We start from the raw sequence: 25842 nt of genomic DNA, 5'->3' as shown, positions 1-25842 counted from the left end.
GGGCGTTGTCGCACGCACCAGCGCGGCGGTTAGGCTCGCGGGCATGGCTGATGTGCTGCTGGAGGTCCCCGGCCCCGACGGCGTCCGGACGGTGAAGCTGTCGAGCCCGGACAAGGAGCTCTGGCCAGCGTCCGCGTCTGGCCCGGAGGTCACGAAGCGGGTCCTCGCCGACTACCTGCTGGCCGTCGCCGAGCCGTTCCTGACCATCAACGGCGACCGTCCGATGACGCTCCAGCGTTTCCCCGAGGGCATTGAGGGCGAGGAGTTCTTCAGCAAGCGTCCGCCCATGGGGGCCCCGGCCTGGCTGCGGCGCGTAACGTGCACGTACCCCTCGAAGCGCCGCCACGATCAGCTCACCTTCGACGAGCCCGCCGCGCTGGCCTGGGCCGCCCAGATGGGCACGATCACGTTTCACCCGTGGCCGGTCCGCACCGCGAACCTCGACAACCCCGACGAGCTGCGCATCGACCTGGATCCCCAGCCCGGACGCACGTTCGCGGACGCCGTCCCCGCCGCCTTGGCGCTGCGCGAGCTGATGGCCGAGGTGGGGCTCACGGCGTACTGCAAGACGTCGGGCAACCGCGGCATCCACGTCTACGCGCCGATCACGCCGACGCACGAGTTCCAGGACGTCCGGCACGGCGTCATCGGCATCGCCCGCGAACTCGAACGCCGCCTCCCGGATCTCGTCACCACCTCCTGGTGGAAGGAGGAGCGCGGCGAGAAGATCTTCGTCGACTTCAATCAGGCCAACCGCGACCGCACGATCGCGGGCGCGTACAGCCCGCGTCCGCTGCCGGGCGCCCCGGTCTCCACGCCGCTGACCTGGGAGGAGCTACCGGACGCCGACCCGTGCGACTTCACCGTCCACACCGTCCCTGGGCTGGTGGCCAAGCGGGGGTGCCCGTGGGCGTCCATGGACGAGCACCGCGGCGACATCGCCGGCGCGCTGGCCCTCTGGGACGCCGACCTGGCGCGCGGCCTCGGCGAGCTCAACTTCCCGCCCGATTACCCGAAGATGCTCGGCGAGCCGCCGCGCGTGCCGCCGAGCAAGCGCAAGGCCGACCGTCCGGCGGACGACTACCTCGCGCCCAAGGCCGAGCGGGACGCCGAGTGGGGGACGCCGATCGTCCCGCCGTTCGGACCGATGCTGGCCAAGCTCGTCAAGGAGTTCCCGAAGGCCGACGTGCTCTTCGAGCCCAAGTGGGACGGCTTCCGGACGCTCATTTGGCGTAGTGGCGACCGGGTCGAGCTGGGTAGCCGCAATTCGAAGCCCATGACGAGGTACTTCCCCGAGATCGTGGACGCCGTGCTGGCGAACCTGCCCGACCCCTGCTGCGTGGACGGCGAGATCATCCTGATCGACCCCGAGAAGGGGGACCGGCTCAACTTCGACTTGCTGCAGCAGCGGATCCATCCGGCGGCGTCCCGGATCAAGCGGCTGGCGTCCGAGATGCCGGCGTCCTTCGTGGCGTTCGACCTTCTCGCGCTGGGGTCGGTGAACTACGCCGAGAAGCCGTTCCGGGAGCGTCGCGAGGCCCTCGAGAAGGCGCTGGGCGGCGTCCAACCGCCGATCTATCTCACGCGCGCGACGGGCGACCGAGAGCTGGCCAAGCGCTGGTTCGACGAGTTCGAGGGCGCCGGCCTGGACGGCGTCATCGCGAAGCCGCTCGATGCGCCCTACGCCGAGGACAAACGCGTCATGTGGAAGATCAAGCACGAGCGGACGGCCGACTGCGTCGTGGCTGGGTACCGCCTCTACCGCGACGAGCCGGACGCCATCGGCTCGCTGCTGCTCGGCCTCTACACCGACGACGGACGCCTCAACAGCGTCGGCGTCATCGGCGCGTTCCCCCTAGCCAGACGCAAGGAGCTGTTCTCCGAACTGCAGCCGCTGGTGACCACGTTCGACGATCATCCGTGGGCGTGGGCCGCGCCGGAGGCGTCCTCGCAGCCGGACGTCGCCCAGGACACCCCGGACAACCGGGACCAGTCCTTCCCCCGGACGCCGACCGCGGCGGCCCACAGCCGCTGGAACGCGAAGAAGGACCTGTCGTTCGTGCCGTTGTCGCCCGAACTGGTCGTCGAAGTCCGTTATGAACACATGGAGGGCGAGCGCTTCCGGCACACGGCGCAGTTCTCGCGCTGGCGTCCGGATCGCGACCCCCGCTCGTGCACCTACGAGCAGCTGGACGAGCCCGTCAGCTACGACCTCGCTGACGTCTTGGGGCTGTAGGCCCCGAGTCAACGGGTCTGACCCGCGTGCCGGACGCAGGTAGGAGACCACGGACGGAACTCGAGCCGTTCGGGGTCGATTGGCTCGTCGCAGACGTCGCAGCGCCCGTAGGTCCCGTCGGCCAGCTTCGCCTGGGCGCGGACGACTTGATCGAGGGTGTCGGCGAGCCGTTGGGCCGAGCCGGCGTCCGTCAGTTGCTGGATCGCCTGGATGGTCCCGTCCCCGATGCGCTTGCCGAAGCCGATGGTGGAGCCCTCCTCGACGGGCGCTGTGAGGCGTCCGATCGTGCGGCGCAGCTCGGACGCCTTCGCCGCCAACTCGGCCGCGGGATCGAACGGCAGCTCGGTCATCGATCCATCATGCCCGCGACCTGGGCATCGATCCATGCCCGCGCTCGGAGTGAGTCCCCTGCGAATGTCGGTACAGCGTGGTTCTCGATGACCGAAGTGGCCTCGACGCCCCCCCGAAAGCGGGATCGACAACCACGCTGTACCCCATTCCCCCGCGCAACCAGCCGGCGGCTGTCGTTGCGCACCAGCCGCAACCGAGACGCCCTCGGGGGGCGGCGACTCGAGGCGTCCCTCATAGACGAAGACGACCGCCAACTGTCGGGGCGCGTCGATAGGGTGGGGGACATGACGTACAAGCTGATCCTGCTTCGCCACGGCGAGAGCGAGTGGAACCAAAAGAACCTGTTCACCGGCTGGGTCGACGTGGACATCAACGCCAAGGGCGAGGCCGAGGGACGCCGCGCGGCCGAGCTGCTCAAGGCCGAGGGGCTGCTGCCCGACAAACTGCACACGTCGCTGCTGCGCCGCGCGATCCACACCGCGTACCTGGCGCTGGACGGCTGCGATCGCCACTGGATCCCGGTCACCCGCAGCTGGCGCCTGAACGAGCGCCACTACGGCGGACTGCAGGGTCTCGACAAGGCCGAGACGCTCGCGAAGTACGGCGAGGAGCAGTTCATGCTGTGGCGCCGCAGCTACGACACCCCGCCGCCGCCGCTCGACAAGGACTCCGAGTTCAGCCAGTACAACGACCCCCGCTACGCCGACATCCCGGCTGACGAGCGTCCGCAGACCGAGTGCCTCGCCGACGTCGTCGCGCGGATGCTTCCGTACTGGGAGTCCGACATCAAGCCCGATCTCGCCGCCGGCAAGGTCGTGCTGGTCACCGCTCACGGCAACAGCCTGCGCGCGCTGGTCAAGCACCTCGACGGCATCTCGGACGCCGATATCGCGGGCCTGAACATCCCGACCGGCATCCCGCTGCTCTACGAACTGGACGACAACTTCGCCCCGATCGGTCCGGGCCGCTACCTCGATCCCGAGGCCGCCGCTGCCGCGATCGAGGCGGTCAAGAACCAGGGCAAGAAGAAGTAAGTCGGACGCCGCACGCGCGGCTTCCCTCTTGTCGCGGATCAGCGCAGCACCCGGACGCGCAACCGTCCCGGTGCTGTGCTGCGTGTCGGGCACCGGCCATCAGTCTCGGTTCCGGCCGCCCAAGGTCGCCGTGTCAGCGCACTGTCCAGTGCGCTAGGGCGTGAGTTTCAGTGCCCTGAGCGTCTGGCCGCGTGCACTTCATTGCGCTGACGCGAGGCCAGGGGAGCTAGACCGCCGCCGCGTGCACCCGCTCGCTGACGCCCCAGTGCGCGCGCTCGGTCTCGACGATCCGAAAGCCGGAAGCCTCAAGCCCCTCCAGCGGACGCCTCGTCAGGTACTCGTTGTGGCTCGGGACCGTGACCCGCTCGACCAGCCGTGCGCCCAGACGCAGCACCCGGCTCGCGGGCGCAACGTGGTCGGCGAGCAAGAGGCGTCCGCCGGGCACCAGCACCCGACGGGCCTCGGCCAGCACCACCCTGACGTCGGCCACGCTGCACAGCAGGTACGTGGACAGCACCGTGTCGAACGTCCCGTCGGCGAACGGCAGCGCGACGGCGTCCCCCGGGACCAACTCGACCGGACGCCGCAGCCGCGCGGCGGCGTCCCGGGCCTGATCCAGCATGCGCGGCGACCAGTCCAGGCCGGTCAGTGCGACGTCCGCCGAGTAGTAAGGGAGGTTCAGACCGGTCCCGATGCCCAGCTCCAGGACGCGTCCGGACGCCCGCGAACAGACCCAGGGACGGCTCGACCCCAAGAGCCGTCGCTCCAACCACAGGGTTTGGCGGTCATAGGACGCCGCGTGGCCGTCCCAGAGGGCCCGGAAGCGCTCGTTACTCATACGTCAGTATGAGCCGGACGCGTCAGGCGATCGACCAGTTGTCGCCCTCGGGGTGCAGGCCGGTGACGACGTAGATGACGCGCGAGCTGAGGATCACCGCGTGATCGGCGATGCGCTCGTAGTAGCGCCCCAACAGCGCGCAGTCGACGGCCGCCTCGACGCCGTGCTCCCAGGAGTCGTCGAGCAGCTTGCGGAACTGCATGGTCCGCAGGTTGTCGACCTCTTCGTCGTTGTCGGCCATTTTCTCGGCGTCCAGGACGTTGCGCTCTGCGAGGGTCTTGGACGCCATGGCGACCATCTCCTCGGCCAGGCTCGACATGCGCTGGAAGTTCGGCACCATCGAATCCGGGACGGCGTGCTTGGGGTACCGCATGCGGGCGATCTTGGCGACGTGCGCGGCGAGATCGCCCATGCGGGCCAGGTCGGCGACCATGCGGAGGGCGGCCACGATGGTCCGGAGCTCGCCGGCGACGGGGGCCTGCCGGGCCAGCAACACGAAGCACCGGGACTCGAGGTCGTCGTGTAGCGCGTCCAGGTGGGCGTCGCCGCTGATGACCTGCTCCGCGGCGGCCAGGTCAGCCTGCAGCAGCGCGGTCGTCGCCACGGACACGGCCTCGCGGACCAAGTCCGCCATCTGCACGAGGTCCGTGCTCACGCCGGTGAGGGCCTCGCGATAGTCGGCGCGCATGCTCGCCCTTCCTTCCTGTCGTGCCGGTGGCACTGGTCGCCAGCGACATTATGGGCCGTCCGCGTGCCCGCCTGGACGCGCATGCGAACAGCAGGTGAACGCCCGGCGAACCCTTGGCGTGCAGCCCCCTCGGCAGGCCTTCCGGGGCCGAAAGTCACCAGCGGACCCCCTTATGATCCAAGCATGAGTCCCCTGGCCGCTGCGGCGCTCGGCGTCGTCCTCGGCCTCTTGGCCGGTGCCGCCGTCATGGTCGCGTTGCTGCGTCGCTCGGCCGTCCCCGTCGCCCCCGCAGTCGAGCCCCACGAACTGGACGCCGTCATCGGCGTCCTGCGCTCCGCGGCCGCGATCGTGGGACGGCACGACGAACTCCTGGCCGCCAACCCGGCCGCGGAGCGCACCGGACTCGTCCGCGGCACCCGGATCGGCCTCCCGGCCGTCCTGGACGCCGTTCGCGCTTGTCGGCGCGACGATCAGGACGGCGTCCTCAACGTCGACGTCCCCGGACGCCTGGGGCGTCCCGGCGCTCAACTGGCGATCCGCACGGTCGCGCTCGGCGACGAACGCGTGTTCGTCGTGGCCGACGACCGAGGCCAGGCGCTCCGCGCTGCCGAGTCGGCCCGCGACTTCATGATGAACGCCACCCACGAGCTCAAGACGCCGATCGGCGCGATCTCGTTGCTGGCCGAGGCGGTCGAGGGCGCCGCGGACGACCCGGACGCCGTCGCCCACTTCGCCGGCAAGATTTCGTCAGAGGCCGGACGCCTCGCGGCGCTGGTCCGCCAGATCCTCGCCCTGTCGATCATTCAGGGACGCCCCGCGCTGGCGTCCGCGTTGCCGACGGACGTGGACGCTCGCGTCCGGGATGCGATCGAGCGGTGTCAGACGCTCGCCGACGGCCGGGAGGTGTCGCTGACGGTGTCGGGTCAGTCGGGGCTGACGGTGTTCGCCGACCCCGAGCAGTTGGGCACCGCGATCGTGAACCTGATCCAGAACGCCATCCAGTACTCGGAGGTGAAGGCGCGCGTCGTCGTCACCACCAAGGCCGTCACCGACGAGGGGGTCGACTGGGTCGACATCGCCGTCTCGGACAACGGCATCGGCCTGAGCCCGGACGACGCGGCCCGGGTCTTCGAGCGGTTCTTCCGGGCCGACTACGCGCGCAGCCGGGCGACCGGCGGCACCGGCCTGGGGCTGTCGATCGTCCAGGAGATCGCCGAGGGCCACGGCGGCACGATCTCGGTGTGGAGCAAGCCCGGCGCGGGCTCCACGTTCACCCTGCGGTTGCCCGCGACCAAGCCAGGAGAGGAAGGTCAAGCATGAGTGTCGTCCTGATCGTGGAGGATGAGGATTCCTACCGCGACGCCCTGAGCTACCTGCTCAAGCGCGAAGGCTTCGAGGTGCTGGTCGCCGCGGACGGCACCGAGGGGCTCGCGCTGTTCGACCGCCATGGCGCCGACATCGTCCTGCTCGACCTGATGATGCCGGGGCTCACCGGCACCGAGGTGTGCCGCCGCCTTCGGCAGCGCAGCAGCGTCCCGATCATCATGGTCACCGCCCGCGACGACGAGATCGACAAGGTCGTGGCGCTGGAACTCGGCGCGGACGACTACGTCACGAAGCCCTTCGGCCACCGCGAGCTGGTCGCCCGCATCCGCGCGGTCCTGCGGCGCGGCACGGACGCCGAACTCCTGCCCGACCTGATCGAGGCGTCCGGCGTGCGGATGGACGTAGAGCGTCACGAGGTCTGGGTCGACGGGCAGCCCGTGCGCCTCGCTCTCAAGGAGTTCGAACTGCTCGAGATGCTGCTGCGCAACGCCGGACGCGTCCTCACGCGCGTCCAGCTCATCGACCGCATCTGGGGCGCCGACTACGTGGGCGACACCAAGACCCTGGACGTCCACATCAAGCGTCTGCGCGCGAAGATCGAGCGTGACCCGGGGAACCCCGTCCGGCTGACGACCGTCCGGGGCTTGGGGTACAAGCTGGACGCCTAGGTCTTGCTGACCCCCCGCTGCGTGCCGGCCCGACGCCTCGACCCGTGACGCGAGTCCCTGCGGGCGTGCCGCCCGTGTCGGCGGGTGCGACTGGGTGCTGAGACTCCCGGTTTGCCGCGACGTCGAGCACCCAGTCAAGGGCCTTGACCGATGCGGAGAAGGCCGAGGCGTCCGCGAGCCAGGCCTCACCCTCAGCGGGTGACGTCCCGGCTAACCTGAGCGCGTGAACGACCGGATCACCGTCTTTTCAGGCCACGCGCACCGCGCCTTCGCCGAGGAAGTGTGCGCGCTGCTGGACGAGCCGTTGTCGCCGTCCCGTCTCGAACGGTTCAGCAACGACTGCTTGCAGGTGCAGTTGCGCGCGAACTGCCGCAAGACGGACGTCTACATCATTCAGCCGCTGGTTCCGCCGACGCAGGAGAACCTGTTGGAGCTGCTGATGATGACGGACGCCGCGCGTGGGGCGTCCGCGGGGTCGATCAACGTGGTGATCCCGCACTACGCCTACGCGCGCAGCGACAAGAAGGACGCGCCCCGCATCTCCATCGGCGGACGCCTCGTCGCCGACCTGATCGGCGCAGCCGGGGCCACGCGGGTCGTCACGATGGCGCTGCACGCCGAGCAGGTGCACGGTTTCTTCTCCGTCCCGGTCGACCATCTGTCGGCGCTGCCGACGCTGGCCCAGCACTTCCTCGACACCATGGACCTCTCGAACGGGGTCGTCGTGTCACCCGACTTCGGCAACGCCAAGCCGGCCGGGAGCTTCGCTCGGATGCTGGGCGTCGGCCTCGCGGCCGGCTCGAAGCGCCGCCAAACGGACGAATCGGTGATCATCGACACGATCGTCGGGGACGTTGCGGGCAAGGACGTGATCGTGCTCGACGACGAGATCGCCACCGCCGGCTCGATCGTCGCGCTCATCGACAAGATCTGCGAGTACGGCGTCAACAGCGTCCGGGTCGCCTGCACCCACGGCCTGTTCACCGGCAAGGCGCCCGAGCGGTTGAACGCGTGCGAGGCGATCTCCGAGATCGTGACGACCAACACGGTTCCCCAGACGGACGCCGTCGACAAGCTCACGGTCCTCTCGGTGGCTCCGCTGTTCGCAGAGGCCATCAAGCGCATTCATTCGGGAGAGTCGGTCAGCCGCCTGTTCTCCGACGAGGACACCTACGGCGCCTGATCCAGCGAGGAGGCGAGCCGCTGGACGGCCGCCTCGGCAGTGGCCTCGGTAACCGCCCCGAAGCTCATCCGGACGTGCTCGGTGGGGGCCTCGTCGGCGAAGGCGAAGGTCCCGTCGCCGATCACGATGCCGAGGTCCAGCGCGCGGGCGGTCAGGGCTGACGAGATCCAGCCCGCCGGCACGGCACCCACAGGTGCAGCCCGGCCCGGGGACGTGTCACGGCCTCGTCGCTCGGCCAGCAGCGGGCGAGCACCTCAAGGAGGTGGTCGCGGCGTGCGCCGAGCTGGCGCCGGAGGCGTCCGAGATGACGCGGCCACTCAGGCGACGACAGCAGCTCCGCCGCGGTCTCCTGCAGCGGACGCGCCACGAACAGGCAGTCGGTGATGGCAGCAGTCTGCAGCCGACTCAGCGCAGGGCTACGGGCGGCGAGATAGCCGACGCGCAGGCTGGGGGCGGAGTTCGCGGGCAAGTATCTACGACTCCATCGCCGTCCAAGCAGCAACGAACGCGTTCGCGCTGGCCCAGGCGTCGGGATTCGGGCACGCCCTGGCATCTGCGGTATCGCTGGTGTTCGTGCTGGCGCCGGCGGCGTCTGGAGCTCTCGCGTGGCTCGTCCGACGACTCTTCGACGTCGCAGGCCGCGCCGCGGCGTCCCCGACGAGGTGAGGCTTACGCCAGCTCGGGGGCTGCCGTCGCGTACATCGGGACCTTGGCGTCCACGACCGGAACCGTGATCTCGGTGATCGCGCCCGAGGCGAACGTGAGCTTGAGCCGGACGTTGTGGCCGGGCGTCAGGTCCGGGCTGGCGACCGTGATGGTCGGCGCGTCGGTGCCGGTCAACACGACCAAGCGTCCGGCAGGCAGCGTCACATGGGTGCTGCCGATGGTGAGGGCGTCCCCGGGCGTCCCGTCCGTCTTGAGCGCGGTTCCGGTGACCGACGCCAGCGCGTCCGGGCTGCTCTGGGAGACCAGGGCGGCCGAGAGGCGTCCCTTGCCGGAGGAGTTGGCGATCACCAGGATGTTGCGGATCTTCGGCCCGTTCGCGACGTCGATGTTGACGCCCTGCGCCGGGGTGTAGGGCTGGAGCGTCTGGACGTCGAAGCCACACCCGGTCAGGGTCAGGGACGCCGCGAGCGCGGCTCCGGCCGCTGCGACGCGGAGGGTACGGGACTGGCCGATCCGTGGCATGGGTGACTCCTGAAGGGCTGAGGACTCCGGTCAGGATACCGAGCAGACCGCTCAGCGTCAGCTTCAAGGCCGCGTCCCGGAACAAGACGATCGGGTCACGAGCCTTCCGCCCAGGACGGAACGACGGCGTGGCGTCCATCGCGGCGCGGTCCCTAAGTGGATAGGGTTGACTGGCCGAGAGGTTCACCCCGGGACACATCCTGTGCGGGTTGTCAAGACCTCGAATGTGCCTCTGACAAGGGCAAATGATTTTGGATCCCCGCCCGGGTCGTGCTACACTGAGGGTCCCAGGGAAGGGGTCCATTACATGACTTTTGCTGTTGGTGAGACCGTCGTCTACCCCAATCACGGCGCCGCGGTGATCGAAGATATCGAAACTCGAACCATCAAGGGCGAAGATAAGCTCTACCTCGTGCTCCGCATCGTTGGCCAGAACGACCTCGTGGTGCGAGTCCCGATCTCGAACCTCGAAGACGTCGGCGTCCGTGACGTCGTCGACGCCGCCGGCCTCGAGCGCGTCTTCAGCGTGCTGCGTGCGCCCCACACCGAAGAGCCCACGAACTGGTCGCGTCGCTACAAGGCCAACCTCGAGAAGCTGCACTCCGGCAACGTGATGAAGGTCGCCGAGGTCGTCCGCGACCTGTGGCGTCGCGAGCGCGAGCGCGGGCTGTCCGCCGGCGAGAAGCGCATGCTGGCCAAGGCCCGCCAGATCCTGGTCTCCGAGCTCGCGCTGGCCGAGAAGGTCGCCGAGGATCGCGCCGAGGTTCTGCTCGACGAGGTGCTCGCGTCGTAGAGTCAGCCGCATGACTGAGCCAACAGAGCCGGTCGTCGCCCTCGTGGTGGCGGCCGGTTCTGGCGTCCGGCTGGGCGGCGAGGTCCCCAAGGCGCTCCGCGAGATCGCCGGACGCCCCCTCGTCCTGCGCTCCGTCGAGCAGCTCGCCGGGGGCGGCTGCACGCACGCGGTCGTCGTCGTCGCGGCTGGCACCGAGGACGCCTTCGCCGCGGCGCTCGCGTCCGCGCCGGTCCCCGTCCGGCTGGTCCGCGGCGGCGCCGAGCGTCAGGACTCCGTCCGTCTGGGCTTGGACGCCGTCGCCGCCGATCCGTCCCTGGCTGGGTGCCGGGTCGTGCTGGTCCACGACGCGGCCCGCGCGCTCGTGCCCGCTGCCGTCGTTGCGCGCGTGATCGCCGCGGTGCAGGGCGGGGCGCCCGCGGTCATCCCCGTCACGACCGTGATCGACTCGGTCCGGCAGGTGCTGCCCGGTGGCTCGTCCGTGGTGGATCGCGCGACGCTACGGGCCGTCCAGACCCCGCAGGGCTTCGACCTGGCTACCCTCCGGGCCGCCCACGAACTGATCGCGCGCGACGGCGTCGCAGTCACCGACGATGCGGCGGCCTGCGAGCACGCCGGGCATTCCGTGGTGCTGGTCGAGGGCGCGCGCGAAGCGATGAAGATCACCGAGCCCCTGGACCTGGTGCTCGCCGAGGCGATAGCGAGGGCAGATGTCTGAATTGGGTATCAGGGTCGGTGTCGGGACCGACGTCCACGCGCTCGCTGATGGCGTGGCCATGCACGTCGCCTGCCTGCACTTCCCGGACGAGCCGCGCGGCCTCGCTGGTCACTCGGACGGCGATGTCGCGGCCCACGCGGCGTGCGACGCGCTGCTCTCGGCGTCCGGGCTGGGCGACCTGGGCAGCAACTACGGGACGTCCGAGCCGGAGTGGGCGGGGGCGTCCGGGGCGGCCTTCCTGGCGGAGACGGCGAGGCGAATCGCGGCGTCCGGCTGGGCCATCGGCAACGTCGCGGTGCAGATCATCGGGAACCGGCCGCGGCTGGCGTCCCGTCGGGCCGAAGCCGAGAAGGCGATGTCGGACGCCCTCGGCGCGGTCGTCACCGTGTCGGCGACCACGACCGACGGGCTCGGGCTGACCGGACGCGGCGAGGGCGTCGCCGCGATCGCGACGGCGCTGGTCTACCGCGTGGAGTCCTAGCGGACCTGCGTGGCCGGGACGACCCAGGTGTTGCAGACGCCGATCTGATTCGTCTGGACGCCGCGGGCGAACCACGCCTGGCGGTTGCGTCCCTGGCCGTGGTCGCCTTGGACGTTCGGGTCGCCGGACAGCACGTCGTCGCCCAGGTAGTAGGTCATGTCGACCAGCGCCTGGAGGTCCTTTTGGCCCAAGTTCTGGCTCTGGGCGACGGACGCCACGTACAGGGCCGAGAAGCAGTCGGCCTGCTGCTCGGTCCGGCGCGACATGATCGTGGCCTCGCTGTCGGTCGCGCGTTGTTCGAGGGCCTTGTCCGAGATGAGAATTCCCGTGCGGCCCTGGACGGCGTGGCCGAACTCGTGGGCGATCACGACCTCGACGGCGTACTTGGTCGACTTCACCTTGCTCGGCAGGGCGTTCAGCAGTGACATGGCGTAGTACACCCGCTGGTCACCGGCGCAGTAGGCGGCGTTGACGTCCTTCATGACGCCGCAGGCGGTCGTCACGGGGCTGTTGTAGACCGTCACCGGCGGACGCGGCATCTCGAAACCGGCGGCCTTCATCGGCGGCTCCCAGACCGCCATCAGGCAGACCATCAGCTCGTTGAGCCGGGTCTCCAGTTGGGCCTTGGTGAGCCCCGACTGGATCGCCGTCATCGTGCAGTTCGTGGGGGCCGGGACGTTGCCCTTGTAGATCACGTTGGACTTCAGCCAGCTGTTCGCCTCGCTGACCGTCGTCGGCTGGGGGAGGTCCGGCGGATTGAAGTCGGCCGGGGGAGCCTGGTAGCCCTCGTTCTGGTACTGGGTGGTTCCGTTGGCGCCGCTGGTGCCGGTTCCGGTGCCCGTGCCGGTCGTGGTGCCGGTGCCGGTCGTGGTGCTTGAGCCGGGCGTGGCCCCGGTGGTCGCGGTGGTCTTGCCCCCGGTCGGGACGGTTCCGCCGGTCGTGCGGGTCAGCCCCGTGATGATGCCGCGGATCACCGAGATGGCCACCATGATCGCGACGAACGTCAGGATGGCGCGCAACAGCGTGTCGAAGAAGCCGCGACGCCGCGGACGCTGGGGCGGCGGGAACTGGCCGGGCTGCGGGTAGTACTGCGGGGCGTAGCCCTGCGCGTACGGCGCCGCGGGAGGCTGCTGCGCGGGCGGGGGCCACGGCGTCTGTACCGGCGCGGAGCCGAAGGACACCGCCCACGGCGCCTGCCCGCGCTGCCACTGGTCAGGGGGGCCGCCCCACGACTGCTGAGTCACGGCGCCCACCTTAGCCACCGGCCCGTAGCCATCGGTAGGACGCCCGAACACCCGTGCGGTACCGTTCGGCGCGTGACCGGAGCAGTTGTGACCCGTGGCCGCCGCCTCGCCGCCGGCCTGATCTTGGCCCTGATCGGTGTGGTCGGGTTCGCCGCACCGCCCGCCCATGCGCTCGATTCGGTGACGACCTACGCGGTCGCCGGCGCGGTGGACGCCGACGGCAACCTCACGGTCAAGGCCACGCTCACCCTCGACGGCGCCCCGGCGCAGGTGCAGCAGCGGTTCGCCACCACCTTGATGTCCGGACGCGACTCGCAGTACGTGTTCACGCTCAGCGACATCTCGGCGTCCGTGGGCGGACAAGCGGTGACGCCGGCCGTGACGACCGACGGCGACTACCAGGTCGTGACGATCCCGACGGCCGGGGCGTCCGGGCCGGTCGAACTGGGGTACAAGGTCAAGGGCGCCGCGGTGAACGTGGGCAAGTCCGAGACCGCGCTGAACTGGCGGCTGCTGCAGGGCCTGTCGCTCCCGGTCAAGACGTTCGAAGCAGTCATCAAGGCACCCGGGCTCTTCACCTCCATGGACTGCTACGCCGGTGACCCCGCCGCTCCGGGCGCCTGCCTCTACTACGCCGGCGGCACCCACGACGAGCCCGACCCCGTCTTCCACGACGAGGGCCTGGGCGCCGGCGAGGTCGTGGGCATCGTCCTGCGCTTCAAGGACGCCACCGTCAAGCCCAACGAAACCGTCCGCCACCTCTGGTCGCTCGACGGCGCCTTCTCGACCGCGCCGCTCCCGCTCGGCCTGGCCGCCGGCGTCGCGCTGCTGGGCGGCCTCGCCTACTGGCTGCTGCACCGCCGCTTCGGTCGGGACGCCGTTGGCGCGGCTCAGCCCTCCGTTCTGGGCTCCTTCACGCCGGTCGGGGCGGGCCAGAGCACGTTCTCGATGGTCGGAGAGGTCCGGCCGGGCGAGGTCGGCACCCTGGCGGACGAGCGCGTCGACCCGATCGACGTCACGGCGTCCGTCATCGACCTGGCGGTCCGCAACCACGTGCGCATCGAGCAACTGCCGCGCGCGACGCAGTTTGCGCCCACCGACTGGGCATTGACGCGGCGCGAGTCATCGGCGGCCCTGCTTCCGTACGAGAAGTCGTTGTTGGACGCCATCGCGCCGGCGTCCGGGGTGTCGCGCAAGCTGTCGGAGCTCGGGCCGGACCTGTCAGCTGCCGTGCCGACGATCCAGGCGGAGCTGTACGACGAGGTCGTCCGCAAGGGCTGGTTCTCGGCCCGCCCGGACGCGACCCGCAACAAGTGGGCGCGCCTCGGCTGGATCGCCCTGGTGGTGGCCGCCGCGGCGGCGATCGCTCTGATCGCGCTGACTCCGTTCGGGCTACTGGGGCTCGTCCTCATCGGGCTTGCGGCCGGCATCGGACTGCTGGCCCAGGCGATGCCGTCCCGGACGGCGAAGGGGTCGTCCGCGCTGGCTGGACTCGGCGTCCTCCGGGGCACGCTGCTCACGCAGCCGACCGACCAGCTGCCCACCGGACGCGAGCACGCCGAGCTGGCGGCCGTGCTGCCCTACGCGGTGGTCCTCGGCGGGGCCGACCGCTGGCTCGATGGCCTAGCGGCCGTCAACGACGAGACGGTGGACGACTCGGTCGAGCTCGACTGGTACCACGGCCCGGCCGGCTGGCAGCTGTCCGACCTGCCGGACTCGCTGCGCAACTTCATCCGCGCCTTCACGGGCACCCTGGTCGCCCGCAACTGATCCCGTACGTCCTCAAGCCGTGACGGGTGCGGTTCTGGTTGGTACTCCAACCAGAACCGCACCCATCATTCAATTCACGCTGACAGCAAAGAACCGGGCGGCGTGTCGACCCACAGCTGCGGTCGACACGCCGCCCGGTGGCAGCGGCTAGCCGGGACCTAGACGGTCAGCCCCGGGTAGAGCGGGAAGTCGGCGAGCAGCTCGTCCGCGGCCTTCTGGGTCGCCTCGGCGACGCCTGCTGCGATCTCGTACTTGGCCTTGCCCGGCTTGCCGTTGGACGCCGTCACCGGCGTCGTGGCCTTCAGCACGTCGGTGATCAGCTCGGCCACCCGGTCGAACTCGGCGGCGCCGAGACCGCGCGAGGTGAGCGCGGGCGTCCCGATGCGGACGCCGGTCGTGTACCACGCGCCGTTCGGGTCGTTCGGCACCGAGTTGCGGTTGGTGACGACGCCCGAGTCCAGCAGGGCCGACTCGGCCTGGCGTCCGGTGAGACCGAAGTCGCGGACGTCGAGCAGGACGATGTGGTTGTCCGTACCGCCGGTGACGAGCCGGACGCCGCGGCGGAGCAGCCCATCTGCCAGCGCCTTGGCGTTGTCGGCGACCTTCTGCGCGTACTGCTGGAAGGACTCCGTGCGGGCCTCGGCGAGCGCCACGGCCTTGGCGGCCATGATGTGCGAGAGGGGTCCGCCCAGGACCATCGGGCAGCCGCGGTCGACGCTCGGCGCGTACTCGGCCTTGGCCAGGACGATGCCGCCGCGCGGTCCGCGCAGCGACTTGTGAGTGGTCGAGGCGACGACGTCGGCGTAGGGAACCGGATCCTCCTCACCGGTGAAGACCTTGCCGGCGACCAGTCCGGCGAAGTGGGCCATGTCGACGAACAAGGTGGCGCCGACGGCGTCCGCAATCTCGCGCATCTTCGCGAAGTTCACCCGGCGCGGGTAGGCCGAGTAGCCGGCGACCAGGATGAGCGGCTTGAACTCGCGGGCGTCCGCGAGCAGCTTGTCGTAGTCGATGAGCTGGGTCTCGGGGTCGGTGCCGTAGGAGCGCTGGTGGAACATCTTGCCCGAGATGTTCGGACGGAAGCCGTGCGTGAGGTGGCCGCCGACGTCGAGGCTCATGCCCATGACGCGCTGCTCGGCGAAGGACTTGCGCAGCGTCTCCCAGTCGTCCTCGGAGAGGTCGTTGACGTTCTTGGCGCCCAGGCGCTCGAGCGCCGGCGACTCGACGCGGTGCGCCAGGATCGACCAGTAAGCGACCAGGTTGGCGTCGATGCCGGAGTGCGGCTGGACGTAGGCGTACTCGGCGCCGAACAGCTCGCGCGCGTGCTCGGCCGCGATCGCCTCGACGGTGTCGACGTTTCGGCAGCCGGCGTAGAAGCGGTGCCCGACGGTGCCCTCGGCGTACTTGTCACTCAGCCAGTTGCCCATCGTGAGCAACGTCGCCAGCGACGCATAGTTCTCGGACGCGATGAGCTTCAACGAGCCGCGCTGGTCGGCGAGCTCGGCCTTGATGGCGGCGCTGATTCGCGGTTCGACGCCCTCGATGATCGAGAGGGCTTGGGTGTAGGCGCTGGACGCCGTCGCGGCGAGATCGCTCACTTCCGGTGCTCCTTTGAAAAGAAAGTTGCGGGTGCGAGCCAATCTACAACAGGGCCTGCGGCGAGTCCGGCGGTGGGGTCATTCGTTGGCCGAGCTTGTCGAAGCCCCTTGCGCAGGCGGCTTCGACAGGCATAGTCGGCGCTCGCTCAGTGCTGCCCTCAGACCGATCAGTGCCCTGGGCCCGCGCCCAGGCTGCCTTGGAGGCGAGCCGCAGCGTCGGCGTCCGACGTGACGATGAGGACGGTGTCGTCCCCGGCCAAGGTGCCCAGGACGCCTGGCACGCGCGCCCGGTCGATGCTCGCCGCGACGAAGCCGGCCGCCCCCACGGGGCAGTGCAGGACGACGACGTGCGAGCCGTGGGCGGCCTCCAAGACGAGTGACGCCCCCAGCGACGCCAGGTCGCCGGGCTCGCCTCCGGGCGCGGTGAAGCTGCTGGCCGACGTCGGGTCCGGGAGCACGTACACGCTGCCCGCACCGCGACGGCTCTTGCGGGCGCCCAAAGCGGCCAGGTCGCGCGAGACCGTGCCCTGGGACGCCTTGAAGCCGAGTCCGCGCAGCCGATCGACCAGCTCTGCCTGCGACCGGACGTCGGCGGAGGCCAGCAACCGCCGCACCACCGACTGCCGGACGGCCGGAGCCTGCGCGCTCATGCGTCACCTCACGGGCCCGCGGGGCGGGCGTCCGCGTGGCCGACCCAATCTAGATCGTGAGCGCTCCTTGCGTCAGCAGAACGATGCAGCCGATGGCCACGAGCACGACCACGGCGGCGACGATCGCCTCCCCGCGGGTGAACACGCGGCGTCCCTGCTCGCGCCGGGCGATGACGTGCGCGATCAGGGCAGGCGTGTACAGGATCGCCGACAGCGGCACGTAGACCGGCCCCGCGGCGATCAGCAGCCAGACCGCGTACACCGTCGCGACGACGCCGAGCGCGAGATCGCGGCGCCGCTGCGCCGGCGTCCCGGCGTAGGCCTGACCGGTCCAGGCCAGCTTGACGCCGTACAGCGCCGACAGCAGATAGGGGATCAGCACGAGGGCGCTGGCCAGCGTGATGATCTTCAGGTAGGGGTCGGAGCCGAGGAACGCCGTGCAGAGCAGCATGACCTGCATGCAGATCGACGTCACCCAGAGCGCGCCGGACGGGGCGCCGTGGCCGTTGAGGCGTCCGAGGAAGGCGGGCATCGTCTGGTCGGCGGCGGCGACCAGGATGACCTCGGCGCTGAGCAGGATCCAGGCGAGCAGGGCGCCCAGCACGGACACCAGGATGCCGACGGACACGATCGTCGACCCGACGGGTCCGATGAACGATTCCATGACGCCGCGCAGCGACGGATCCGGCAGTTCCATGAGCTCGGCGCGCTTCATCGCGCCGTACGACAGCAGGTTGACCAGCAGCAGCAGCGCGAGGACGCCGATAAAGCCGACCGCCGTCGCGCGTCCGACGTCGCGGCGGTTCTTGGCGCGCTGGCTGTACACGGACGCACCCTCGACGCCGATGAACACCCAGACCGTGATCATCATCATGTTCTTGACCTGGTCGAACGTGCTGCCCAGGTCGCCGCCGGTGCCCCAGAAGTCGAACGCGAACAGGTCGTACTTGAAGCCCACGATCGCCAAGACGATGAACAAGACGAGCGGCACGACCTTGCCGATGGTGGCGATCGTGTTGACCAGGGCGGCCGGCTTGATGCCGAGCAGGATCAGGCCGTGGTAGATCCACAGCAGCACGGACGCCGCCGCGATCGCCGGCCACGTGGTGCCGTCTCCGAACGCCGGGATCACGGCGCTGAGCGTTGAGGTGATCATGACGAAGTAGGCGAGGTTGGCGACCCAGGCGCTGATCCAGTAGCCCCAGGCGCTGAGCAGCCCGAAGATGGGTCCGAACAGGACCTTCGCGTAGGCGTACACGCCGGCGTCCAGATCAGGACGCCGGTCCGCCAGGACCCGGAACACGTTGGCGAGGCAGAACATGCCGAGGCCCGTGACGAGCCAGCCGATGAGCGCCGGCCCGGGCGCCGCGTTCTTGGCGATGTTGCCCGGCAGCGCGAAGATGCCCGCGCCGACCATCGAGCCGATCGTGATGGCGAGCATCGGCAAGAACGACAGACTGCCGGTGGGCTGTCCTGTCGCCGTGCTGGCTCGCGTCGCGGTGCGCTGTGCGGTCATGGTCGTCCTCCCGACGGTCGGCGCCAGTGCCAACCACGAGAAAACATCCCGAGCTCGCTCGCTTTGTGTCAATGATCTTCGGGTGGTCGCCCGATAACACTAGATTTCCTCGATTTTCATCCTTGGTGAATATTCACGCAGGGCACTCGTCGCCGGAGGTGAGGCACGCGCATCCCGTCTCCGCGGTGGGCGGCGTCCGGTGCATGTTATGCAGCACGCCGCGTCCAACTGAATAACTTTCTTCGTTGCGCGGTGTGACTAGGCTCGACACCAACCCCCACAACGAGAGGAAAGCCATGTCCGACCCCACCGATCAGGCTCCCCGGCCAGCATCACAGCCGGTCCCAGGCGCCACCGTCCTGCCGCCCCCGAGCCCGGGCTGGACACCTGCCCCAGCCCCCGCCTCGGGCCCCTCGCCCGCCCCGTACCCGCCCGCCGCCTACGCCCCATCCTGGACGCCGCCGCAGCGCAACTTCCGGCGCGGCTTCGGCCTCGGGGCAGGAGCCGGACTCGGCGTCGGACTCACCCTGCTCGTTCTCGGCCTGGTGGGATCGCTGCTCTCGATGCTCACCTTCGTCGGCATGGCGGGCGCGCTCGCGGGCGCCGGCCAGACCAAGGTCGAGCCCCTCAAGACGATCTGGGGCCCGGAGACGGCCAGCAAGAAGCTGCGCGCGATCAGCGTGTCTGGTCCGATCATGGCCGATTCCGGCGATGGGCTCACGTTGGGCTCGGGTGCCTACGGCTACGAGATCGCCCAGGTGATCGACGGCCTGTCCAAGTCGGACGCCGACGGTCTCGTCTTGCTGTTGAACACCCCCGGCGGGTCGATCAATGGCTCGAAGGCGATCGCCGACGCGATGGCCCGGTACAAGACCCGCACCGGGCACCCCGCGTTCGCGTACGTCCAGGGGATGTCGGCGTCCGGAGGCATGTATGCGATGGCGGGGGCCGACAAGATCCTGGCCGACCACGGCTCGCTCGTCGGCAGCATCGGCGTCATCGCCGGACCCTTCGAGCGCTACAAGGACGTCACCGCGATCACCGGCACGATGCTCACGGCGGGCGTCGTCACCAGCGGCGGGATCACCGCGCAGTACATCACCCAGGGCACCGGCAAGGACTTCGGCAGCCCATGGCGTGACATGACGGACGCCGAGCGCACGAACTTCGCCAACGGCATGGCCAACGAATACGAGGCGTTCGTGGCCTGGGTGTCGGCCGGACGCAAGATCCCGGCCGAGACGATCAAGGGCACGCTCGGCGCGTACATCTTCGACGGCAAGACCGCGACCGCGAACAAGCTGATCGACGGCGTCCAGGGCCGTGACGAAGCCTTCCGCGACTTCGCCACGACGGCCGGGCTCGACCCGGCCCAGACCCGGGTTGTGACCGCGACCCCGCCCGGCATGTTCGCCCAGCTCTTCGGCGCCCAGGCCCGCGTCTACGGCACCTCGCTGCCCGCGCCGGCGATCGGTGGGCAGGCGCCGCGCGCGACGGCGTCCCTGTGCTCCGGGACGCCGGTCATCCTGGCCTACCAGGGCTCCCTGACGGGCGTCTGCCGCTAGAACAACGCACGCGGGGCCGGCTCCAGGAGCCGGCCCCGCGTGCATTCGGGCTCAGGCGGGCGTCGACAACGCCGCCTTCGCGGCCGTCGGACGCCGCAGGCGCAGCGCGAACAGGGTGCCGACGATGCCGACATAGAGCAGCCAGGCCACGACCTCCATGACGGACGCGCTGGGCCGGATGTTGAAGAACCCGCGCAGGAGCGTGCCGAGGACGCCCTTCGGATCGATGATGTGCGACACGTCGTAGGCGAGGTTGTCCTCGCCTGGCAGGGCGCCCGCCTCCTGCAGTTCGTGGATGCCGTACATCAGGACACCCGCGGCCACGATCACGAGGAAGCCGCCCGTCCAGGCGAAGAAGCGGTGCAGGTTGATCCGGACGGCACCGCGGTAGATGAGGTAGCCGAGGACCACCGCGATGAACAGGCCGACCAGCGCGCCCAGCAGGGGAGCGGTGGCGGAACCGCCGTCGCGCACCGCGGCCTGGGTGGCTGCCCACAGGAACAGGGCGGTCTCCAGCCCCTCGCGCCCGACGGCCAGGAAGGCGACCAGGGGCAGGGCCCAGCGGCTCTCGGCCGCCCGGTCGATCTGGTCGCGCAGGCCCGTGGCGAGGGTGCGTCCGGCGGTGGCCATCCACATGATCATCCAGGTCACCAGGGCCACGGCCAGGATGGACATGACGCCCCCGATGAGCTCCTGGGTTTCGTCGCTGAGCCCCTGCGGTCCGAAGGTGAGGGCAGCTCCGACGGCCAGGCTGAGGCCGATGGCGACGGCGACGCCGAGCCAGAGGCGTCCGAGCAGGTGTCGACGACCGGACTTGACCAGGTACGCGACCAGGATGCTGACCACGAGGGCTGCTTCCAGACCTTCGCGCAGGCCGATGAGAAGATTGGCGAGCATGGGCTTCCTCCGAGTTAGGTAAGGCTTACCTAACTTCGTCTCTAACGGGATTGCAAGTCGAGCGTCCGACGTTGGCTGTGCGGCGTCCGGCGACAGCCGCTGAGGACGGGCGGTGCCGCGTTCCAGTTTGGGAATGGGTTACGTCACTGAGCCGGTGAGCGATTACTGTGACCCTGCACACCCCCGAACGACCAAGGAGCGACATGATCAAGAGATTCGCCGCACTCGTCGCGACCGCCATCTTGACGGCCACGATGTTCTTCGTCGCGGCGCCGACGGCCGAGGCCGCCACCGACTGCGCTACGAAGACCGTCAAGTACGGCACGAGCGGCGCCTGCGTCAAGGAAGCCCAGACGCTGTTGAAGAACGCCGGCTTCTACACCGGCTCGATCTCGGGCAAGGCCTCGGTGGCCACGATCAACGCGGTGCTGAACTTCCAGCGCGCCCAGCGCATCGCCGACAACGGCGTCATCAACGCGACGACGTGGGGACGCCTCCGCGCTCCCGCGGCCGTCGACACCTCGCTGCCGGCGTCCTGCCAAGCGGCGGGCGTCGTGCTGTGCGTGTCCAAGGCGACCCGGACGCTGACGGTGCTCCAGGACGGCGCGGTCGTCAAGACGATCCCCGTCCGCCTCGGCGGCTTCACGCAGGACAAGTACGGCCGCTACCGCGTCCACCAGACCGGCGTCGGCGTCTACCGCGTGTACAAGAAGGACCCCAACCCCTACTCGAAGCGGTACGGCGCGGGCATCATGCCCAACTCGCTCATGTTCGATCCGAACATGTACGTGCACTACTCGGCGGACTTCAGGGCCTACGGCTACACCCGCTCGAGCCACGGTTGCGTCAACATCGCCAACCGTGCCGACTCGCTGTGGGTCTACAACTTCACCCCGGTCGGCTCGCGCGTGGTCGTCTTCTCCTGAGGACCTCACGCCGAACCCCGTGGAGCTTTGCTCCACGGGGTTCGTGCCTGTCAGAGGATCGTTGGCAGAGTCAGGTGGTCGAGTCCAGGGCCGCCCGGGCCTCGCGGAGCACGGCTTCGATTCCCTTGCGGTCAGCCACGCTGGCCCGCCGGAACTGAGTGTTGAGCATCGCTTCGGCCTGCTCAGGTGTCGGTTGGCAGGGACGCGCGGGAACGCATCACTTCATACAAGGCCACCGACGCCGCCACGGACGCATTGAGCGACTCGACCTCGGACGCGATCGGGATGGACGCCAGGACGTCGCAGTTCTTGCGCGTCAACTGGGCGAGCCCGTCACCCTCGGAGCCGATGACGATCAGGACCGGTCCGTCGACGCCGGGGATGTCGTCGATGGGGGTCTCGCCCTCGCCGGCGAGCCCGACGATCACGAAGCCCGCCTCGGCGTACTCACGCAACACCCTGTTCAGGTTGCCGGCCAGCGCCACGGGGCAGCGGGCCGCCGCACCGGCGGACGCCTTCCAGGCCGCCGCGGTCATGTGCGCCGAGCGCCGCTCGGGCACGATCACTCCGGACGCCCCGAAGGCGGCCGCCGAGCGGACGATGGCGCCGAGGTTCCGCGGGTCGGTGATCGAGTCGCAGGCGACGACGATCGGCGCGTCGGCGTCCAGGGCGTCGGCGAGCAGGTCGTTCGGGTGCGTGTACTCGTACTCGGGCAGCTGGATCGCCACGCCCTGATGAACCGCCCCGCCGGCGAACTTGTCGAGTTCGAACCGGGACGCCTGCAGCAGCGGGATGCCCCGCTCGGCCGCCAGCTTCAGGATGTCGCCCAGGCGCGAGTCGCGCTCGACGCCCTCGGCGAGGTAGGCGCGCTTGACGGGCAGGCCAGCCTTGAGCGCCTCGTAGACCGGGTTGCGTCCGATGACCCATTCGGGACCTGCGCCAGCCGCGGCCTTGGCGCGGTCCGAGACGCCGCGGCGTCCGGGGGTCTTGCCCGGCTCCTCGGGACGCCGCGAGCGATACGCCTTGTGGTAGGGACGATCCTCGGCCTTGGGTGTCGGGCCGCGGCCTTCGAGGCCGCGCTTGACGCGCCCCCCGGAGCCCGCGGTGCGCCCCTGGTTGCCGATGCCCTTCCCGACCTTGCGGACGGCGCCTTTGCGCTGCGAATTGCCCGCCATGGTTACTCCTTCACGAGGCTCCAGCGAGCCCCGTCCTTGGTGTCTTCGATCTTGAGTCCGGACGCCGCGAGGCTGTCGCGGATGGCGTCCGCCGCCGCCCAGTCCTTGCGGGCGCGGGCCTCGGCGCGGGCGTCCAGCAGGGTTCGGACGAGCCCGTCGACGACGGGTGTCAGATCGTCGGACGCCGCGGCGTCCGATCGCCACTGCGGCGCGTCCGGGTTGAGCCCGAAGACGTCCAGCATGGACGTGACGTCCGACCAGCTGCTGCGAACCTTCGCGACGTCGCCAGCGGCGATCGCCGCGTTGCCCTCGCGGACGCTGTTGAACAGCACGGCCAGGGCGGCCGGCGTCGACAGGTCGTCGTCCATCGCGGCGGCGAACGACGTCCAGGCGTCGCTGTCGTGCAGGTTCAGGATGGACGTGAACGGCTCAGCGAAGACGACCTCACGGGCGCGGGCCAAGAACGAGTCGATGCGGGCGAGCTGCGCGGCGGCGTCCGACAACGACTCGTCCGACAGCTCGATCGCCGACCGGTAGTGCGGCCCGGCGAGGTACAGCCGGACGGCTCGTCCGCCGAAGCGCTCGACGGCCGACAGCACGTCGGCCGTGTTGCCGAGCGACTTGGACATCTTCTCGCCGGCCATGGTGACCCAGGCGTTGTGCATCCAGTACGTGGCGAACGGACGCCCCGCCGCTTTGGACTGCGCGATCTCGTTCTCGTGGTGCGGGAAGCGCAGGTCGAGCCCGCCGCCGTGGATGTCGAAGGCGGCGCCGAGGTACTTGCCGGCCATCGCGGAGCACTCCAGGTGCCAGCCCGGACGCCCGCGTCCCCACGGCGTCGGCCAGGACGCGTCGTCGCCCGGCTTCGTGCCCTTCCAGAGCGCGAAGTCGCGGGGGTCGCGCTTGCCGCGCGGGTCGGAGTCGGCGGCGGCCTCCATCTCGTCGACCTTCATGCCCGACAGCTCGCCGTAGGCGGGCCACGACTTCACGTCGAAGTAGACGTCGCCCGAGCCGTCGGACGCCGGGTACGCGTGGCCGCGGTCGATGAGCAGTTCGATCAACTCGACCATCTCGGTGATGTGCCCGGTCGCGCGCGGCTCGTACGTCGGACGCCGGACGCCCAGCGCCCGGAACGCCTCGTGGAACACGCCCTCGAAGATGAAGGCGTGCGCCCACCAGGGGCGTCCGGCCTCGGCGGACTTGGCCAGAATCTTGTCGTCGATGTCGGTGACGTTCGTCACCATCGTGACGTCGTAGCCGGACGCCTCCAGCCAGCGCCGCAGGACGTCGAAGTTGACCTCCTTGCGGACGTGCCCGAGATGCGGGGCGGACTGCACGGTGGCGCCGCAGCAGTAGATCGAAGCCTTGCCCGGAATCAGGGGCTCGAACTCGACCACCGCGCGTCGTGCGCTGTCGTACAGGTGAAACGTCATGCGCGGGAGTCTATCGGCAGCGTCCGGACGCCCCCGACAGGGCTCCGCGTCGGCCCGCACGTCTCGGTCTCACCGCCGACGCGAGGGCGCGCTGCTGCGCCTCGGTCGGGGCCGCTCGGTCTGGACGCCGCGGGCCTCGCTTCCCCCGACTCAGCCCTGGCTGCGGCGGCGCAGCGCCTCGATGTCGAGGTAGTCGGGAAGCAGTTCGGCGTCCGGGGACGTGGCGGACGCCTCCCACGGATCGAAGGGCGGCTCCTCGTCGTCGTCCGCGAAGCCCTGCGACGGGTCGAATGGGTTGAGCAGCTGGGCTTCCTCGGGGGGCATCGCGACGTCGGCGCTCATGACCTCGTCCGGCAGGCCGCGCAGCACGTCATGGATGTAGCCCTGGACGGCGTCCGACAAGGGCACCTCGTAGTTGAGCCGCTGCGAGGCGTACCAGCGGTAGTCGAGCACCTCGTGGAAGAGCTGCGCCGGGTCGCGCTTGCCCCTCAGCTCGGGCGGAATCGCCCGGACGACGCTCTCGAAGCACTCGTGCAGCCATTGGTGGGCCACGACGGCCTCGTCGGCGTGCTGCTGACCGGTGCGTGCCCGGAAGGTGTCGAGGTCGTTGAGCAGGCGGCGGGCCTGGTTCTCCTCGACGTCGAGGCCGGTCAGGCGCAGCAGGCGGCGGGTGTGGTGGCCGGCGTCCACGACCTTGGGCTGAATGCGGATCGTCGACCCGTCGGGCGCGGTCGTCACCTCAAGCTCGGCCACGTCGAAGCCGAGCGAGTTGAGCCGGCGAACGCGATTCTCGATGCGGTGTAGCTCGCCGCCGCCGAACTCCTCGACGCCGGTCAGCTCGCTCCAGAGGGCGTCGTAGCGGGTCCGGATCTGCTCGACGAGGTCGGCCGGGTCGAGGGAGGCGTCGAGGAGGCGTCCGGACTCGAGATCGCAGAACTCGCCGAACAAGTTCGTCGTCGCGATCTCCAGGTCGTGCTCGCGCTGGCCATCGGAGAGCCGGTCGTGGATCTCGGAGGTCTCGGCGTCCACGAGGTAGGCGGCAAACTGGCCGGCGTCGCGGCGGAACAGGGCGTTCGACAGCGAGACGTCGCCCCACAGGAAGCCGATGTTGTGCAGCCGCACGAGCAAGACCACCAGCGCATCCAGCAGCCGCGAAACCGTCTCTTGCCGGACGCCCGAGTAGAACAGCGAGCGGTACGGCAGCGAGAACTCCAGGTGGCGGGTCAGCAGCACCGGGTCGAGAGGGAGTCCGTCGGCGTCCAGGCGGCAGGTGACGACCGCGATCGGCTCGACGGCGGGGGCGTCCAGGCGGCTGAGGTCCTGCAGCATGCGGTACTCGTGCAGGGCGGCGTGCTCGATGAGCTCTTTGGCGGCGTACACGCTCGTTCCGACCCGGATGAACCGCACCACGTGCCGCGAGATGCCGCGCGGCAGGGCGACCAGGTCGCTTTCGGGCCAGTCGGCCAGCGGCAGGCTCCAGGGCAGCGGGATGAGCCCGCTGTCGGGCGTCGCAGAGAGGAAGCGTGGCACGCGGCCATTGTGCCAGCCCGGGCCGACATCGAGGTGG

General features: G+C 69.9%; 25 protein-coding genes. 11 read left to right on the top strand and 14 right to left on the bottom strand.

The window, feature by feature from the left end; all coding sequences use genetic code 11:
- The first annotated feature begins 43 nt into the window (after positions 1–43).
- A complete protein-coding gene (locus FN821_RS14975) occupies positions 44–2236 on the top strand; it encodes an ATP-dependent DNA ligase (protein WP_131172351.1) in 2193 nt (730 codons plus the stop codon).
- 8 nt (positions 2237–2244) lie between these two features.
- Here the strand turns inward: FN821_RS14975 and FN821_RS09385 are convergent, their stop codons facing one another.
- Positions 2245–2586 (bottom strand): TraR/DksA family transcriptional regulator, encoded by a 342-nt coding sequence (locus FN821_RS09385; RefSeq protein ID WP_131172350.1) that lies wholly within the window; start codon positions 2584–2586, stop codon positions 2245–2247.
- A gap of 285 nt (positions 2587–2871) precedes the next feature.
- On the opposite strand from FN821_RS09385, the gene FN821_RS09380 reads away from it, so the two are divergent.
- Positions 2872–3621 carry a phosphoglyceromutase gene (locus FN821_RS09380; protein WP_131172349.1) on the top strand — a complete coding sequence of 250 codons (750 nt, stop codon included), beginning with the start codon at positions 2872–2874 and terminating at the stop codon, positions 3619–3621.
- A gap of 226 nt (positions 3622–3847) precedes the next feature.
- Here the strand turns inward: FN821_RS09380 and FN821_RS09375 are convergent, their stop codons facing one another.
- Together FN821_RS09375 and phoU are read right to left on the bottom strand one after the other, a co-directional pair.
- Positions 3848–4459 carry a class I SAM-dependent methyltransferase gene (locus FN821_RS09375; RefSeq protein WP_131172348.1) on the bottom strand — a complete coding sequence of 204 codons (612 nt, stop codon included), beginning with the start codon at positions 4457–4459 and terminating at the stop codon, positions 3848–3850.
- A 22-nt stretch (positions 4460–4481) separates the two neighbouring features.
- Complete coding sequence (gene phoU, locus FN821_RS09370) at positions 4482–5147, bottom strand: phosphate signaling complex protein PhoU (protein WP_131172347.1); 666 nt, start codon at positions 5145–5147, stop codon at positions 4482–4484.
- Positions 5148–5330: 183 nt separating this feature from the next.
- Here phoU and FN821_RS09365 point away from each other — a divergent pair, with 183 nt between their 5' ends.
- The 3 genes from FN821_RS09365 (at position 5331) to FN821_RS09355 (ending at position 8324) form a co-directional block, all read left to right on the top strand.
- Positions 5331–6467 (top strand): sensor histidine kinase, encoded by a 1137-nt coding sequence (locus tag FN821_RS09365; RefSeq protein WP_165489318.1) that lies wholly within the window; start codon positions 5331–5333, stop codon positions 6465–6467.
- Positions 6464–7141, top strand: coding sequence for a response regulator transcription factor (locus FN821_RS09360; protein WP_131172345.1), 678 nt, complete (start codon positions 6464–6466; stop codon positions 7139–7141). Before FN821_RS09365 ends, FN821_RS09360 begins: the two co-directional genes overlap by 4 nt.
- 223 nt (positions 7142–7364) lie before the next feature.
- Positions 7365–8324 (top strand): ribose-phosphate diphosphokinase, encoded by a 960-nt coding sequence (locus FN821_RS09355; protein WP_131172344.1) that lies wholly within the window; start codon positions 7365–7367, stop codon positions 8322–8324.
- Here the strand turns inward: FN821_RS09355 and FN821_RS09350 are convergent.
- The 3 genes from FN821_RS09350 to FN821_RS09340 all read right to left on the bottom strand — a co-directional run bounded on the left by FN821_RS09350 (position 8312) and on the right by FN821_RS09340 (position 9512).
- Positions 8312–8515 (bottom strand): hypothetical protein, encoded by a 204-nt coding sequence (locus tag FN821_RS09350; protein WP_131172343.1) that lies wholly within the window; start codon positions 8513–8515, stop codon positions 8312–8314. The two genes, FN821_RS09355 and FN821_RS09350, sit on opposite strands and share 13 nt — an antisense overlap.
- Positions 8476–8793, bottom strand: coding sequence for an aminotransferase class I/II-fold pyridoxal phosphate-dependent enzyme (locus FN821_RS09345; RefSeq protein WP_131172342.1), 318 nt, complete (start codon positions 8791–8793; stop codon positions 8476–8478). Before FN821_RS09345 ends, FN821_RS09350 begins: the two co-directional genes overlap by 40 nt.
- Before the next feature lie 200 nt (positions 8794–8993).
- Positions 8994–9512 carry a hypothetical protein gene (locus tag FN821_RS09340; RefSeq protein ID WP_131172341.1) on the bottom strand — a complete coding sequence of 173 codons (519 nt, stop codon included), beginning with the start codon at positions 9510–9512 and terminating at the stop codon, positions 8994–8996.
- Between the two features lie 307 nt (positions 9513–9819).
- On the opposite strand from FN821_RS09340, the gene FN821_RS09335 reads away from it, so the two are divergent.
- Genes FN821_RS09335 through ispF form a run of 3 tightly spaced genes read left to right on the top strand, consistent with a single transcriptional unit; the run spans position 9820 to position 11501 of the window.
- A complete protein-coding gene (locus tag FN821_RS09335; RefSeq protein WP_131172340.1) occupies positions 9820–10305 on the top strand; it encodes a CarD family transcriptional regulator in 486 nt (161 codons plus the stop codon).
- 10 nt (positions 10306–10315) lie between these two features.
- The gene (gene ispD, locus FN821_RS09330; RefSeq protein ID WP_131172339.1) at positions 10316–11020 is read left to right on the top strand and encodes a 2-C-methyl-D-erythritol 4-phosphate cytidylyltransferase; all 705 of its coding nucleotides are present in this window, start codon (positions 10316–10318) and stop codon (positions 11018–11020) included.
- Complete coding sequence (ispF, locus tag FN821_RS09325) at positions 11013–11501, top strand: 2-C-methyl-D-erythritol 2,4-cyclodiphosphate synthase (RefSeq protein WP_180319754.1); 489 nt, start codon at positions 11013–11015, stop codon at positions 11499–11501. The genes ispD and ispF overlap by 8 nt, the downstream gene beginning before the upstream one ends.
- Here ispF and FN821_RS14275 read toward each other — a convergent pair.
- The gene (locus FN821_RS14275; RefSeq protein WP_165489317.1) at positions 11498–12745 is read right to left on the bottom strand and encodes a neutral zinc metallopeptidase; all 1248 of its coding nucleotides are present in this window, start codon (positions 12743–12745) and stop codon (positions 11498–11500) included. The genes ispF and FN821_RS14275 overlap by 4 nt on opposite strands.
- Before the next feature lie 72 nt (positions 12746–12817).
- On the opposite strand from FN821_RS14275, the gene FN821_RS09305 reads away from it, so the two are divergent.
- Entirely contained in the window at positions 12818–14515 is a 1698-nt protein-coding gene (locus tag FN821_RS09305; protein ID WP_165489316.1) for a DUF2207 family protein, read from the top strand.
- A gap of 158 nt (positions 14516–14673) precedes the next feature.
- On the opposite strand, the gene FN821_RS09300 is transcribed toward FN821_RS09305, so the two are convergent.
- From FN821_RS09300 to FN821_RS09290, 3 genes are all read right to left on the bottom strand, one after another.
- Positions 14674–16113, bottom strand: a complete 1440-nt coding sequence (locus FN821_RS09300) for a glycine hydroxymethyltransferase (RefSeq protein ID WP_131172334.1) — start codon at positions 16111–16113, stop codon at positions 14674–14676.
- Positions 16114–16280: 167 nt separating this feature from the next.
- Positions 16281–16763, bottom strand: coding sequence for an arginine repressor (locus tag FN821_RS09295; RefSeq protein ID WP_131172333.1), 483 nt, complete (start codon positions 16761–16763; stop codon positions 16281–16283).
- 49 nt (positions 16764–16812) lie between these two features.
- Complete coding sequence (locus FN821_RS09290) at positions 16813–18279, bottom strand: basic amino acid/polyamine antiporter (protein ID WP_131172332.1); 1467 nt, start codon at positions 18277–18279, stop codon at positions 16813–16815.
- A 296-nt stretch (positions 18280–18575) separates the two neighbouring features.
- Between FN821_RS09290 and FN821_RS09285 the strand changes: the two genes are divergently transcribed.
- Complete coding sequence (locus FN821_RS09285) at positions 18576–19844, top strand: S49 family peptidase (protein WP_131172331.1); 1269 nt, start codon at positions 18576–18578, stop codon at positions 19842–19844.
- A gap of 51 nt (positions 19845–19895) precedes the next feature.
- On the opposite strand, the gene efeU is transcribed toward FN821_RS09285, so the two are convergent.
- Positions 19896–20741 carry an iron uptake transporter permease EfeU gene (efeU, locus tag FN821_RS09280; protein WP_131172330.1) on the bottom strand — a complete coding sequence of 282 codons (846 nt, stop codon included), beginning with the start codon at positions 20739–20741 and terminating at the stop codon, positions 19896–19898.
- A gap of 203 nt (positions 20742–20944) precedes the next feature.
- Here efeU and FN821_RS09275 point away from each other — a divergent pair, with 203 nt between their 5' ends.
- Complete coding sequence (locus tag FN821_RS09275; protein ID WP_131172329.1) at positions 20945–21667, top strand: L,D-transpeptidase family protein; 723 nt, start codon at positions 20945–20947, stop codon at positions 21665–21667.
- A 182-nt stretch (positions 21668–21849) separates the two neighbouring features.
- On the opposite strand, the gene rlmB is transcribed toward FN821_RS09275, so the two are convergent.
- The 3 genes from rlmB to FN821_RS09260 all read right to left on the bottom strand — a co-directional run bounded on the left by rlmB (position 21850) and on the right by FN821_RS09260 (position 25805).
- Positions 21850–22842, bottom strand: a complete 993-nt coding sequence (rlmB, locus tag FN821_RS09270; RefSeq protein ID WP_131172328.1) for a 23S rRNA (guanosine(2251)-2'-O)-methyltransferase RlmB — start codon at positions 22840–22842, stop codon at positions 21850–21852.
- 2 nt (positions 22843–22844) lie between these two features.
- Entirely contained in the window at positions 22845–24275 is a 1431-nt protein-coding gene (gene cysS / locus FN821_RS09265) for a cysteine--tRNA ligase (protein WP_131172327.1), read from the bottom strand.
- Between the two features lie 150 nt (positions 24276–24425).
- The gene (locus FN821_RS09260; RefSeq protein ID WP_131172326.1) at positions 24426–25805 is read right to left on the bottom strand and encodes a DUF4032 domain-containing protein; all 1380 of its coding nucleotides are present in this window, start codon (positions 25803–25805) and stop codon (positions 24426–24428) included.
- Positions 25806–25842 lie beyond the last annotated feature (37 nt).

Origin of the sequence: Propioniciclava tarda, from assembly GCF_900182665.1 — a bacterium.
Lineage (GTDB): Bacteria > Actinomycetota > Actinomycetes > Propionibacteriales > Propionibacteriaceae > Propioniciclava > Propioniciclava tarda.
Note: the sequence above shows the minus strand (reverse complement) of the source record. Positions and strands in the feature narration are given on the sequence as shown.